Below are 14,437 nucleotides of genomic sequence, written 5' to 3' on the forward strand. Positions count from 1 at the left end.
GATAAATATTAAATCGGCTTTTATATATAATAATCCCACTGCCATAAAATAAGATAATTAACGCTATAGAATCACTTAAATTTGTTAAGTTAAACCCTAAAAAGGGTAGAAGGTACGTTACTAAGTAACTTAATACCTTTTCATTTTCAGCATTAACTTGAATTACTTTTCTAGACTTCCTATTAACCCCGTGGTCTTAATAATAATTAATGTATATAAAACACCAAATAAAGAAACACCCAGCATGCCAAGAGTAATTTTATTAAAGTCATATTTTACTGCAACAGCCAAAAAAAAGTAGAAAATAAGAGGAAAATAACATAGGAAATTTACTTAGTAGTCCTAATTCCATATGAAATCCTCCCTCCTTTTCTAAGTAATTTAAGAATCAATTGGCCAATCTTTAAACTGTTCTTTCGCTTCCTCTACAAAGGCATTAGTCAAAAACTTTAATTGTTCTGGTTTTATTTTATTTTTCATTAATGTAGCCTTTACTGCGAGATTAACTTTTGATAAGATATCTTGGCGGTGTGGGTTGGTCCAATCAACTTGAAATTCTTTTTTCATGTTTTTCACAACTTGATGGACTAAACCTGCCATAAACTGATTATCGAATGTAGCGTTTTCCATATTTGCGATTATTTCATAAAACGCTACTTCCTCTTCAGTTAGCCCTAAATCCATTCTTCGCTTTGTCTCTTCGTCTAGGTTATTTCTCATCTCAACCATAAAGCGAATAACATCTGCTGCTGATATTACTCTGTTGTGATACTCTTCGATCGTTTTATTTAACATTTCACTCATCTGTTTACCTTTTGGGTTCTTCTTTTTAAATTTAACCTTAATTTCATCCTCCAAAAGTTGCCTCAACAATTTCATTCGTAAATCAATATGGGGTTTTTCGACTAATCCTGCCAAAAAAGCATCATCTAGTACTGATATGTTAGGCTTTTCGATTCCTGCAATTTCAAACAGATCCAAAGAACCATAAGAACTTACACTTTCATTTACTATTTGACCTAATTTTTTCTCATAACTGTTATCGTTCTGGCCATCTCCACCAATTGGTTGAGATATTTTTCGTAGTTGTGTCTTAACAATATCATATAGTAAAACTTCTCCTGAAACTGCAGTTACAGAGGAAAGGTGAGAAACAAGTTTGTGGGATTTAGCAAGTTTTACTTGTGATTCTAAAAATACTTTTTCTTCACCACCTAAAAAGTGATTAACCACCTCTGCAATAAAATCTTCCCGTTCAACTTTTGGTAATGCTCGCCACTCATTTATGGACAGGTTGTTTGGATAAAGTTTTTGAGGTATAAGTTCCCTTACATCTTGTAAAAAGCCCCAAAATAAACCTTCTGCTTGCTCAATGTCAAAGGTTAGCAAACTCTCTTTGCCCCAAGCAAGATACAAATTGTTATTATACTTTGATTTTAAATACACTGGTAAATCGACATGATATGCTGGTTCATCATCTAATGAATAGGTTATGGTAACATAGGGGTTTTTTATCTTAGGTGGAGTATTAGTGTGGTTTACAAGTATATCTCTAATCATCTTTTTAAGTTCGACACTGTCTGTATAATCTTCTTTATAAAGGTCAAAGATTACACCCTCGTCTATATCATAATCTTTATCTTCCGGTACAATCCCTAGATCTACAGCATAACTAACTACCTTGGTCAATGAACTCTAGACTAGGAGCATCTTTTTCCATTTCTTCAAACTTGGTCTTAACACCATTCTTTATTTTATCTGTTATAATATCTCTTTTTTCACGTAACCCTTTATTTTCCTTAAGACGTTTTAGTTTAATTGCATCATGGAACTCTTCGAATTGTTTTTGAATATCTGCCATTTTTTAACCCCCAAAATAGTTTATTATCTATTATTATACGACAAAATCTGGTAATCAAATAACTTTCTAAAATAAAATGCATGTTTAATAGAAATATTTTACTTGTTATAGGCTGATTAAGTATTTATAAACTCCTTCGAAAAAATGTAAAATCCTGTAGTTATATTGTACCATAAATTGTATAATAGAGGACAAACAATACGAACGTATTTTCGTAATAAGAATTGGAAGGTTGCATATGGATATATTTAATCAAATGTTTATCAGAAGTAAAGTTTCTCCATTACAACGTAATTACGATATTGGATACGAGGTAAAATATCATACTAATTTAATAACTAATAAAGGCTTTGAAATAATATCAAGCACTCAAAACGGGGAATTCAAACTAATTTTGTATAGACACTTTTACGACGATACTCCGAAAGATAAAGAAAAAACAATCATTCTTGGCATACGAGTCATTACTAATGAAAGGAATACTTTATCCTGATCCCGTTTTAAAAGCCTTTTTCAATGATGACCTTACTGAAATATCTTTAGCAGATATTGATATCGAAGAGTACCTTTCTAATTACGGTGTCGGAAGCATACTATTAAGCACTCTTATTGACATTGCAAAGAACAGAAAAATAAACAGTATTTCTGGCTGGATATCCAATGTTGATATTGATCATATAGAAAGATTGGTTCACTTTTATAAGAAGCACAATTTTGAGGTAATCTTAGATGACAATAATAAAGACAGCCTTAAAATTGGTAATTTAATATGGCAACGTAAGTAATGGAGGGGAGTTAATGGACAGCCTGTTAAGTAGTAATTCATTTGAGTATCTGTTGGAGACAATCATTAAAAATGAGATATCTGATTCATTAAATAATCTGTATCAGGCTAAAGACTATTCCACCAAAAAATATTTAACTATCAAAGAAGTATCCTCATTAACCGGCATTGGCTCTTCCGTAATACGTCAGTTGACATTTTCAAGAGCAATGCCTCACCGAAAAGTTAAATCTCGCATTATTCTAGATAAAAACGAAATAAAAGAAACAATTGATAGTTATAAAAAGTTTGGTTGGACTGATCCAGATAATAATTGGGATGTGAATTCCGTTCAGAATGAAATTGATAACTTCCACAAAACGAAGGGGGAGCCTACAATGATTGATGAAATAATTAGAAAAATAATAAGAGAAGAATTAACTATTTTTTCAAATGAAATAAAAAATTTCACAAAAAAAGACAAAGAAAGTTATTATGGCAGGACTGTTCTAACTATAAAAGAAGCAGCAAATCATTTTCGAACAAGCCCTTCTACTATTTATAGTTTAATTAAAGATGACGGAATGCCTCACTTTAAAATCCATTCTCGCCATTTTATAGTACTTGAAGAGGCAGAAGCATATTTATGGAGAGAAACTGCAAAATCGTATGCTGAAGAGGGAAATATATATTGGCAACGAATTTTACAAAGGCTAGATTGGGAGGAAAAAGAAAGAAACGCCGCATATGAGAAGGCTCTTAAAAGACTTGAAGAAAGTACATATTAAGTTTTAGAATTGCAAAGAGCACATTCCATACAAGGAGTGCGCTCTTTTACCATAACAAATTACTAGATTTTTATTATCCATTCTTTATTTATAACAATTTCTACTCGCTGTTTTACCACTATTTGTGATACGGTTCACCGTTATATATCTAAGTGCGATTTTTATAATTAGTTATGATATTTACTAAATTCTATCCTCCAATAACTCGGTATTACAGGTAATCTATGCAATCTACTTATAATTAAGCCAATTGTAGGGAATGAATATTTATTAAAACTAAACTTTAAAAAATCTTCGAAGTCATCCTTATCATTAAATAAATCTATTAAATCCTTGTCTTCTAATTTATTGTAGCTACTAGTATAACCTTGATTATGTGCTTCAGAGACATTAAATAGTCCCTCTTCATCTAGGCTCTTACAATTCCAATTTTGTATATCAACATCTTTTAAAAGTTCAGTTTCCGATATAAATTCACTTAATTCCTTTTGCTCAGTCAGAACTGTCCATTCTTTAATAATACCCCAAAGAAAAGAACTTTTATATCGCTGCATATAATCAATATCTCCAAACTCAACATCCAAAACTAATGAAAATCGTCTTTCTAGTACTGGATACTTTTTATTTTCTATCATTGATGTTATATGCGCTATGTATCCATTCAATATATTAGCTAGATCTTCACTTCTATTTTGTCGCTTAAGTAAAAGAAGTAACATCGAAATTTCTATTCCATCATTATCATAAAGCGGATAGAAGAATCCAGAATTATTATTTAACAGTTGAATAATTATATTTGTAATGCTTTTCGAAGAATATTTTATCTGACGGAACAATTTTTCTGCACCACATAAAAATAATCCATAAACGGTCAATATTCCTAATATATCAAAGCACAGTAATCTATGTTCTAAAGAATTATGAGCTGGAATTCCTTGTGGCAAATCAATAAATTCAATTAAATTATCAAGGAATCTCTCATTAGTTTTACTATAATTGTTAATTAATTTATACAACCATTCAGTTTCTAATTCCTTTTCAAAAGCTTTCTTTTTCTTCATATATTTCCACATTGAAAACAAAGCAACTTCTGAAAATTCAACGCAGACCCTGTATCTTCCTTTTTCAAACGCATAAGAATTAACAAGATTAATAAGCATCCACATTGAATTAAATATTCTTCTTTCTTTTTTTTCATTTTGTGTATTCAGAAGTTCTTTAAAGTATTCATTAATAATTAATTTAAAGTAGGTAGTTTGATAATCTGTTTCATCCAAATAATATAAACATTTTCGTAAATTTGAGTGCATTTCTATACTAAATAATGTTTCATTAAATCCGAAGTTACTTACCATCTTTACCAGATCTGGTAAAAGTATCGTATCGAATTTAATAAGATTTGTTGTATGTCTTTTTTTATACCCTTCCCAATTAGGTCGAACAGCATCTCTGATAAGACCATTCGTTACAAATACTATATTTTTTTGCTTATTAATATAAATTGGGTCTACCATTGTACTAAGGTACACATCAAATATTTCATCAATACTTTGCCTAACGGCATTGACTTCATTGTCCCACGAATTACGCGTTAAATCCCCTTGCTTTATCACATATAAAAATAATTCATCATTCTTTTCAGCTAATAAATCCACACCAAACTGTCTTTCACCAGTCCTAGGTAAATTTTTAATAGAATAACCTTTTAATTTTAATAGGTTTGGCAAAAGCACATCCAATTCATCTTTTTCTTTTAGGGAAGCTACATAGTCTTCTATTACTAAATTAATCATCTAAAAAACCCTCTTTTAAATTATTAATTTCTATCTTGTAAAATAAAGGATCATGAATAAATCTCACTGGTAGAGCAATGCTGTGTTCCATTTTTGCCATTGTATTCTCTTGTGTATGAACTTTTCCATCTGGGTCTTTATAAATATTCTTAACCTTGTTCCCATAAAGAATTGTTTGATTCTGCACAAAACTAAGTAAAGCTGAGCCCTCTCTTGCCTTTTCATGAATTTTTCTATCTAAGTCGATTTTCTTCTCGAAATAGCTCTCCATATTTTTAGTAGAAGGTTTAAAATCTGGATTACTCATGCCGCGTTCTATTAAGTCATCTTTTTTAATTAAATAATCATTTAAGCTGTCTAATTCTGGATCATTGATACTTGACACCATTTCCTTCATAGTCATGAAGTAATTTTCACTTATACTTGAAACGATATATTCAAGTATCTTATATTTCGTTTTCTCATTTGATGAGTTTAGATAGAATTCGATTGCGATATCACAAATAAACGGAGCCTCACCCATTTCATAACAATGAAAGCAACGTAACAAATATAAATAGTATTTTTCATTAATTGATTTTACATCCACTGTTTTACCTTTTAATAAAACCTTTAATACCTTAATTGCAATCTTAGTTTCCCTATTAAATACCAAAGACGACTCAACCAATCCATTCAAATAGACTTCAATATCTTTTTGCAGTCTTTCCATAATGCTTTTGCCTAAGCCATCTCCCCTGAGTGACAATATGGTAAGATAATATTTCTCAAATTCAATAGGACCTAATTGCGAAAATAAATCATCCAACACATAATCATTACGCTTTTGTTCATCATCTCTCATTTTATTCACAACTAAGAATAGGCTTTCAGCAAGGTTCGCTGACACTTCCTTCTTTATTGGATATATCATTCTCAATAAACCTGCTGGATCCCAATTTTCAAATTTATTTACGATTCTTTTAATTTCACTTATTACTATTGCTTCCTCATCTTCCAATAGAAGATTAAATAATAATAGTATATATTGATTTACTAGCTCTAGTTTGTCCAGTTTGGGAACTACTGCTAATGATAGTTTGCTAGTTATAATATTCACTGTAAATTCCCGTTCATTTTCTATGATTAGTAGGCAAGCTCGGACAATAAATAAAATATTGATATAGTTTTCACTATTAATTTCAGTAATGAAATTTTTAATTTTATCACTTGATTCTAACAAATAGATAGTTAAATAAATGTTTGACTTATTAGGATCTAATTTGTATTCCTCGGTTATTTCATTGGAAAGATTTGTTTTGCTTTTGATAAGATGGGCTAACGATTTATATGTTTCAATATTATTAAACGGAATATCAGCAATCATTTCGCATAATTTATAGACATCATCTTTTGAAATTTGAATTTTTCTTTGTTTTGTTATAGCCAATATTGCATGTGAAAAAACATCGAAATCATAATAATCATTTTTTTGGGGGGAGTTTATTAGTAAGCTTAATAGTGATGTTTTGGTGTTTATATATTGTAATAACACTATTTTAGATTGTTTATCTAATTCGAATTCCGTTTGAAATATATCTCTTATTTCAAAATACAGTTCATCTTCTTCAGCTTTTACTCTATGGCAAATATCTTCAAGTAACGCCGATTGTTCAACTGTCAGTTTCACTTCTAGGTATTGTTCAATAATAGTATTCTGAACTCCTATTTCCCTGAATAAACAAAAATTATTATCCATTTAGAATCATCCTTTAAATAACTTTCAATCTAATTTATCATACACCTTGTTCATGTATCTCTTGAACTTACCTTTGGCATTATTTCACTAAGCGATGCAGCCTCGACTTCTTCAATAAATATTATAAGTTCTATTATAAATTAACAACTACAAACAATATACGGTGAGAACGAATGTTTCCCTACCTATCCTTTTATTTTTTTAGGAAGCTTTTACTCTCAATTTTTGCAAAGTCAAAGAAATAGTCAAAAAAAATTGTCGATAACACCTCTATTAATTTCTATTTTATCAATTTGATTTTCAGACCAAGCCTTCCCACCTAATTCCCGTCTTCTTTATGATAAAATCTCAATTGATGATTTAATGAATTAATTTCCTTTTTGAATACTTCCTTTATAAAGTATTGGTATTGTTCATATATGTCTTGTGCTCTTTTTTCAATATCTGCTTAGGCATTTTGTTTTCCTTGGTGGGAAAAGTATTCTTGAATGAACCATTCACTTTCCTCAAGTGCACGAAACATTGCTGCTTGCCATGAATTTAAATGTACCTGTTCTACACTCTCTGCATAGTCTTTAAGTTGCAACCTAAGTATGTCTGAGCCTGCTTTGTAATAAATCCGATTTAATGTTAATTCTCGCATTGGTAATTCGCCTGCTGCAAGAATACTAAAAAGTTTACCTAGTTCAAATACTTTAAAATGGTTCTTAACACGTTGAAATGTTAGCTCATCCCAATTATCTGGCTTGTCAACATAATATTTAAAGACAATTGGAAATTGCTCGATAACATTAGCTTTTAGCCATAAATCATCCTCCACATTATCAAAATATGGGTGTAATGTTTCCTCTTGAGGAGTTAAAGGTCTAACAGCTGTTTTTGTTTTATTACAATCAAAACAGCTAGGTATTAAATTTGTTGGAGTGACTGCTAATGTTGGGTATTTAGCTTTTGGAAGATGATGGTCTAGGGTAGACACAACTCTATAGCCACAAAAAGGGCATTTGTTTAGTGTAGGAGCGTTTAATAACCTATCATAAATATCACGCCCTGGTTGTCCCTTTTTTACAAATTTATCATTATAAACATTTTTCATTTCCTGTGTGGTTACAATACTCATAACATTATCATGGGGCTCAAGTGTATGTAATCTTTGATTTTTTACTTTATCTTCAAATATCTCCGAAACTGCTTCAACTTCCGGTCCAATTGATTTCAGTCTTTTAACTAGATAACTATCTTGGTAATTACTTATACAAGTTAACAGAACATCTAACGGCAAGTCATTTGGTCTTTTTACTTTTCTCATTTTTATCCTAACCTTTCAGTCTCGAAATAATAGTAGAGCTCTTATAATACCACGAGCTTCCATTCCAAGTTCGTCATTAAAATAATCTATAATATCATCAAAATCCCCTAATTCTTCGACAGCGCTAGACATTAATTTATGAAACCCTGATTGTGTCACCTCTAGTCCAAATACTTCTCTTGTTAAGGTCCCTATGTTCTCTCCAAAAGTTTCAATTTCAGGTCTTTCTATCGATATGTCTCTATTACGCCTATTGACTATTAGTACACAACTTTTTGGAACTTCTTGAAGTACTACCGGTGAATGTGTAGCAATTATTCCAACTCCATTTCGAGATTTTAATAAATCTGAGAGAGCACGAGTAAATGCAGATAATAGGGGAGGATGTAAATGCCCTTCAGGTTCATCCATAATTACTAATGTACGTTCTTCAACAGTTTCAACCAATTTTGTTATAGTCAACAAAACGATCTTGTGACCAGAGCTGAGGTTTTGATAAATCATACCTGCACGCTCTAAATTTCTTTTAAAAACTATTTGTGAGATGCCAATTTCTTTGAAGATTGGATCTGCTTCGAGTGTCCGTAAAGCCTTTAATAATCTAGTTGTTTTTGAAGCTGTAATGATTGCCCCTAAACTTTCGAGAAATTCATTGCCTAGCATCTCAATATTTTTCGGAAAGTATTGCTTTTCTCCTTCAGCCTTTATTAATTCATCAGTTAATACTTTACTATCAGTTGAGCTCTGTATCTGCAATCCTACGTAAGAGTATTTCATACCTTCTGAATTGTCCTCCTTCTGAGGTAGTGGTTTACTCTGGTCAAAAGCACTAAAGGAAACAGAAACTACACTTGCAAATATTTCATCTTCATCTTCTTCAATTTGAGAGTTAAATCTCCCATAGTCTTCCTTACTACTAGATAGCACTAATGATTTAATCATATTATTAAGCATGTGTGTCTTTCCAACCCCATTACGGCCAATTATAATATGGAGATTTGTAGGAGGTTTAGAGTCTGGTACCACTTCAAACATTAATTCATTTAATTGATTTTGCCTTGGAGGAATATATGCAAATTTATAGGGTGTTAAACTTGAATCTCCATTTGCTAAGCGTCTGAATTGTCCCCTGACTGATGTACGGCTTACTGACCTTAATAGAGAACGTCCCATAACATCCTCATTCAATGCACTTTCAAATAGTTTAGTATTTAATGCTATATCATTTAACTTAGTTAAAATTTCAAATCGGAGATCTTCTCCCAATTTATTTAAACTCTTATAATAACTAACATCCTGTCCCAAGGAAAAACAATGAGAGTCAATTTGTTCAAATGTATCTGGTAAATTAGGAGACACATGGCTTTCCTCATTTGGCTCCATGCCAAATTCGCCTATTTTAACCTCGCCTATTTCTTTTACTCGACGTTTATTTTTATAAACCAATCTATACAAAGTTTTGTAATCAAACCAATCATTCCAATTATCTTTAATCAAATAAATTATTTCATCATCTAAATTTTCACTTGATGGAATAAATCCAGGCTCTCTCACTTTAAATAACAAGTTATATCCCCCTTAAAGATTACTTAGCACCCTTTATTAATACTTTATTTTATGTGTTATTCGAATATAAAAACCTTATTTACTTATGATACGGTTCTCCCCGATTAATCCGAAACGCTCTGTACACCTGCTCCAGCAGCACGAGCCGCATCAGCTGGTGGGGGAAGGTCATTTTCGAAAAGGACAAGGCATAGTCGCTGCGTTGTCTGACTTCGTCGCTGAGGCCGAGGGAGCCGCCGATGACGAGGGCGATTTTGCTTTTGCCGTGGGTGGCTAGGTTGTCCAGTTTTTTGGCGAATTGTTCAGAGGTTAACATGTCGCCCATTATTTCCAGGGAAATAATATAGGAATCTGTCGAAATTTTGGAGAGGATCCGTTCTCCTTCTTTCTGCTTCACAATCTCCATATCTGCTTCGCTCAGGTTCTCGGGAGCCTTCTCGTCCGGGACCTCGATTACCTCCACATTGGCATAAGCGCTGAGCCGCTTAATATATTCCTGAATCCCTTGCTTTAAATATTTTTCCTTTAATTTACCGACGGATATAATCGTTATTTTCATTGCCTACTTCCTCTCTGTTCCACTATCTCTATCTTTAGTTTATCAAAATTTCCCCTGCTTCCCTAATCCAATCTGCAGTTTGTTGTTGGTTTTATCCGGGAAATGGTTTGTATAAAGATAATGTTGTCCACCACTGACGCCTAAACAAATCTCTATACAATGAAAAGGAGAGATTTTTCTGATGGATCAAATTTTATTTGTACAAACTGGCACGGGGATTGATGTTCATGGACAAAATATCACCAAGGCAGCTGTCCGGGCAGTAGAAGATGCTATTCTGCCTAATTCCATGCCCGGTATTGAAAAAACACTGCCGGACCATTCCACAGAAAATATGAAAGTAAATGTGCGGCTGGCAGTACCACTCGATCGTCAGCAGGTGGATAAGCAGGAAGTGAAAAAGGTTATACCATTTGGATCAGCAACCGTTGAGATTACCGAAGGCGGTATGGCGACTTCCAGCGGAGTGATCCTGGAAGAGGAAAATGACGATAATGATTTGATGTATATCGTCAATGCTGCCGTTGAAGTCGGCTATTGATGAATCAGTCAGCTCCCGGAAACGGGGCTTTTAGGCTGTCGAGGCTTTCTCGACAGCCCTATTTTTTGGTCTTTTTTCTCTTGGAAATAAAGGGTTTCACCAATTGACACCGAAATTATACAGTGCGCAAGAAGCTCTCACAAGGAGGATACGTAGATGGGTTACATGCCAAATGAAAACCGTTATGAATCAATTACTTATAATCGCTGCGGCCGATCCGGGTTGAAGCTTCCCCCGATATCGCTCGGTTTATGGAACAATTTCGGCGGGGAAGATGTATTGGAAAATCAACGAAAGATGCTGCGCAAGGCATTCGACCTTGGAATTACTCACTTCGATCTAGCGAATAATTACGGTCCGCCGCCAGGCTCTGCCGAAGAAAATTTCCGCCGGATGATGGAAAAGGATTTCACCGGTTACAGGGATGAAATGGTTATTTCTACAAAAGCCGGCTATACGATGTGGCCTGGACCTTATGGCGATTGGGGATCGAAAAAATATTTAGTTTCCAGTCTCGACCAAAGTCTGTCACGGATGGGACTTGACTATGTAGATATTTTTTATCACCACCGCCCAGATCCGGAAACTCCCTTAGAAGAAACAATGGCTGCTTTAGACTTGATAGTCCGACAGGGCAAAGCACTATATGTAGGTATCTCCAACTATAATGCCGAGGATACCGAAAAGGCGATCGATATTTTGGAAAAACAGGGCACTCCTTTTATCATCCACCAGGCTTCCTATTCGATGCTGAACCGCTGGGTGGAAAACGGCTTGACTGATTTACTCGACAAACGCGGTGCCGGCTGCATTGCTTTTGTTCCGCTCGCCCAGGGATTGCTGACAGATAAGTATGTAAATGGCATTCCTAAAGATTCGCGGGCCGCCAAGCAATACATCCGGTCGTTGAACGAGAAAGATATCTCCACAGAAGTGATTGAAAAGGTGCTGCAGTTAAATGAAGTAGCCAAAAACCGGGGACAGACACTCGCCCAAATGGCACTCGTCTGGATTTTACAGGAAAAGTCCGTTGTTTCTGCCTTGATTGGAGCAAGTAAGGTGTCACAAATCGAGGAAAATGTGAAAGCATTGGAAAACCCTGACTTTACCGCTGACGAACTAACCAGAATCGAAGAGATTTTAACATAAAGAGGTTGGGACAAAAGGATAACAGTCAAAACAAAAATCGAACTCGTTCGATTTTTTTCTAACACTTCATTTAACCTGCGGACACAGTGACATCTCTCTTTCTTCCTTCGAAAAAGGTTCAGCGCTCACTTGCGTATTGCTTTCCGTGGGCACGGCTTCTTCCGGGGTGCTGGTCCCACTGGAGTCTACGTATTCTGCCTGCGCTGAGGGGCTGTTGGTTGAAAACAGTACGCATATTTTCAGAGAAGGAAATTCACGGAGACTCCTGCGGGAAGGAAGGCCTCGGTGAGACCCGCAGAACGCAAGCTCGACGAGGCTCACCATCCGCCCGCGGAAAGCGCAGTGTATTTTCGTAGTACTGTACTAGCGCTGATCAGATACTACTGTGTTATGTCCCAATCTCTCATTTTCCCCTGTACAGCTGCTATCTATCGATTACGGATGGGAAGCGATGAAGGTGGCTTTGCCTGATAGCTGGTAGCTGTCTACCGTGTTCGGAATGATAAAGTGGTCGCCCTTCCGTAAGGTAAAGGTGGTTCCTTCCACCGTAATCTCCGCCTGGCCATCCAGTACACTAACCTGGAGAAAATCTCTATCTGCCTTTCGGTCTGCATCCCCATTCAGCTCCCATTGGTAAACAGTGAAATACTCCTGTTTCACCAGCTGTTTGGATAATAACCCTTGATGGGCCGTTTCCTTTTGCTCAATCTTTACTGTTTCATGTGGAACGGTAGATACGGCGATCGCCGAATCAAGATGGAGCTCTCTAGTATTTCCCTGGGCATCGGTACGGCCATAATCATAGACCCGGTACGTTATGTCTGAGCTTTGCTGGGTTTCCAGAATGACGATGCCTTTTCCGATTGCATGGATAGTACCGCTAGGCACATAAACAAAATCGCCTGCTTTTACCTTGACTCGGCGCAGCAATTCATCCCATTGCCCGTTATCGACCATTTCCTGAAATTCTTCCCGGCTTGCGGCATGGTGGCCAAAAATAATTTCCGCATCAGCTTCTGCATCGATTACATACCAGCATTCTGTCTTGCCATACGGCTGTCCTTCTACCTCTCTGGCATACGTATCATCAGGATGAACCTGTACAGACAAATCGTTTGCTGCATCGAGTATTTTGACTAACAACGGGTACTCTTTGCCGCTTCCCTGCTGCTTTGCAAATAGTTCTCCATGGTTTTCCCAGGCATCAATCAGTGTCTTGCCTTGTAACGGGCCATTGATGATTTTGCTTGGTCCATTAGGATGGGCAGAAATGGCCCAAGCTTCTCCTGTCGTTCTGTAAGGTATATCATAGCCGAATTCAGTCTTTAATTTCTGGCCGCCCCAGATTCTTTCCTGAAATACCGGCTCTAAAAAAATCGGTTCTTTGTACATTGCTAGTCCTCCTTTGTTATTTCTCGCCATCTCCATAACGGCGTTCCTCTGTTATTCTCCCAGAATGAGTCCGGCAGCGCCGACTACGCCTGCATTTTGGTCTAGCTGTGCTGGCACTATTTCCGTTTGTCTGCCAGCAGGATTTAAAGCGTAGCTGCTGACATACTCCTTTACTTTGGCAAACAACGGTTCACCGACTTTAGAAACACCTCCGCCGAGTACAATTTTCTCCGGATCAAAGGTATTGATTAGGGAGACGCAGGCAACACCGAGGATACGAAATACATCCTCAATATAAGCGGTAATATCCTTGTTCCCCTGCTGGTAAAGCGCAAAAACCTCTTGAGTGGTCAATTGTTTGCCGGCGATGGCAGATCCCCTGTTGGCAATCGCTGTACCTGAAGCTATATATTCCAGGCAGCCATATTGACCGCACGGGCATTGACCATACGCAGGATCGATAACAGTATGCCCTATATCTCCTGCATTGCCTCTGGAACCTCCAAGCAGCTTGCCATCGGCAAACAGGCCGGCCCCAATCCCTGTACTAATCGTCATGTAAGCAAAATCCTGATTGGCTTGCGCTGCTCCTAGCCACTTTTCTGCCATAGCTGCGGCATTGGCGTCATTTTCTAAAACGATCGGGATCGGAAAATGAGCTTTCATTTGTTCTACGATCGGAATATCACGCCAGTTTGGCAAGTTCGGCGGGTGCGTGATGATACCTGCTTTACTGTTCAATGGCCCCGGAGAGCCAATTCCGATTCCTAGTATCTCTGTTATCGATATATCGGCCGCTGAAATCAGCTTTTCGATCGATTCGATAATTTTTTCAATCATTTGTTTCGGATCAATGGATGTATCTGTCGGTATTTTTGTCTGTTCGCTGATTTCGCCTTGTTGGTCAACTAGCGCGATTGCTACCTTTGTTCCACCAATATCTACTCCTATTGCAAATACCATTCCCTCTCACCTTTT

General features: G+C 35.9%; 13 protein-coding genes. 4 read left to right on the forward strand and 9 right to left on the reverse strand.

What is annotated here, in order from left to right; genetic code table 11:
* Positions 1-381: 381 nt before the first annotated feature.
* A complete protein-coding gene (locus tag BLR93_RS11190; RefSeq protein ID WP_245690124.1) occupies positions 382-1,689 on the reverse strand; it encodes a type I restriction enzyme endonuclease domain-containing protein in 1,308 nt (435 codons plus the stop codon).
* Entirely contained in the window at positions 1,673-1,861 is a 189-nt protein-coding gene (locus BLR93_RS18065; protein WP_175559332.1) for a hypothetical protein, read from the reverse strand. The genes BLR93_RS11190 and BLR93_RS18065 overlap by 17 nt, the downstream gene beginning before the upstream one ends.
* A gap of 470 nt (positions 1,862-2,331) precedes the next feature.
* Between BLR93_RS18065 and BLR93_RS11205 the strand changes: the two genes are divergently transcribed.
* Together BLR93_RS11205 and BLR93_RS11210 are read left to right on the forward strand one after the other, a co-directional pair.
* Complete coding sequence (locus BLR93_RS11205) at positions 2,332-2,646, forward strand: GNAT family N-acetyltransferase (RefSeq protein ID WP_093214422.1); 315 nt, start codon at positions 2,332-2,334, stop codon at positions 2,644-2,646.
* Positions 2,647-2,659: 13 nt separating this feature from the next.
* On the forward strand, positions 2,660-3,412 hold the full coding sequence (locus BLR93_RS11210) for a helix-turn-helix domain-containing protein (RefSeq protein ID WP_093214425.1): 753 nt from the start codon (positions 2,660-2,662) through the stop codon (positions 3,410-3,412).
* A 167-nt stretch (positions 3,413-3,579) separates the two neighbouring features.
* On the opposite strand, the gene BLR93_RS11215 is transcribed toward BLR93_RS11210, so the two are convergent.
* The 5 genes from BLR93_RS11215 to rlmH all read right to left on the reverse strand — a co-directional run bounded on the left by BLR93_RS11215 (position 3,580) and on the right by rlmH (position 10,377).
* Positions 3,580-5,205: a hypothetical protein gene (locus tag BLR93_RS11215; RefSeq protein ID WP_093214427.1), complete on the reverse strand. Its 1,626-nt coding sequence runs from the start codon at positions 5,203-5,205 to the stop codon at positions 3,580-3,582.
* Entirely contained in the window at positions 5,198-6,943 is a 1,746-nt protein-coding gene (locus BLR93_RS11220; protein WP_093214429.1) for a hypothetical protein, read from the reverse strand. The genes BLR93_RS11215 and BLR93_RS11220 overlap by 8 nt, the downstream gene beginning before the upstream one ends.
* A 448-nt stretch (positions 6,944-7,391) precedes the next feature.
* A complete protein-coding gene (locus BLR93_RS11225) occupies positions 7,392-8,252 on the reverse strand; it encodes an HNH endonuclease (protein WP_093214432.1) in 861 nt (286 codons plus the stop codon).
* Positions 8,253-8,267: 15 nt separating this feature from the next.
* Positions 8,268-9,818 carry an AAA family ATPase gene (locus tag BLR93_RS11230; RefSeq protein ID WP_217629285.1) on the reverse strand — a complete coding sequence of 517 codons (1,551 nt, stop codon included), beginning with the start codon at positions 9,816-9,818 and terminating at the stop codon, positions 8,268-8,270.
* Positions 9,819-9,897: 79 nt separating this feature from the next.
* Positions 9,898-10,377 (reverse strand): 23S rRNA (pseudouridine(1915)-N(3))-methyltransferase RlmH, encoded by a 480-nt coding sequence (gene rlmH, locus BLR93_RS11235; protein ID WP_093214434.1) that lies wholly within the window; start codon positions 10,375-10,377, stop codon positions 9,898-9,900.
* Between the two features lie 181 nt (positions 10,378-10,558).
* Between rlmH and BLR93_RS11240 the strand changes: the two genes are divergently transcribed.
* Entirely contained in the window at positions 10,559-10,918 is a 360-nt protein-coding gene (locus BLR93_RS11240) for a Lin0512 family protein (RefSeq protein ID WP_093214437.1), read from the forward strand.
* Between the two features lie 156 nt (positions 10,919-11,074).
* Entirely contained in the window at positions 11,075-12,067 is a 993-nt protein-coding gene (gene mgrA, locus BLR93_RS11245) for an L-glyceraldehyde 3-phosphate reductase (RefSeq protein ID WP_093214440.1), read from the forward strand.
* 435 nt (positions 12,068-12,502) lie between these two features.
* Here the strand turns inward: mgrA and manA are convergent, their stop codons facing one another.
* Complete coding sequence (manA, locus tag BLR93_RS11250; protein WP_093214442.1) at positions 12,503-13,459, reverse strand: mannose-6-phosphate isomerase, class I; 957 nt, start codon at positions 13,457-13,459, stop codon at positions 12,503-12,505.
* Positions 13,460-13,510: 51 nt separating this feature from the next.
* Positions 13,511-14,422 carry an ROK family protein gene (locus BLR93_RS11255; RefSeq protein WP_093214445.1) on the reverse strand — a complete coding sequence of 304 codons (912 nt, stop codon included), beginning with the start codon at positions 14,420-14,422 and terminating at the stop codon, positions 13,511-13,513.
* Positions 14,423-14,437 lie beyond the last annotated feature (15 nt).

It is taken from the genome of Sediminibacillus albus, assembly GCF_900101125.1.
In the GTDB taxonomy this organism is placed as follows: Bacteria; Bacillota; Bacilli; order Bacillales; family Amphibacillaceae; genus Sediminibacillus; species Sediminibacillus albus.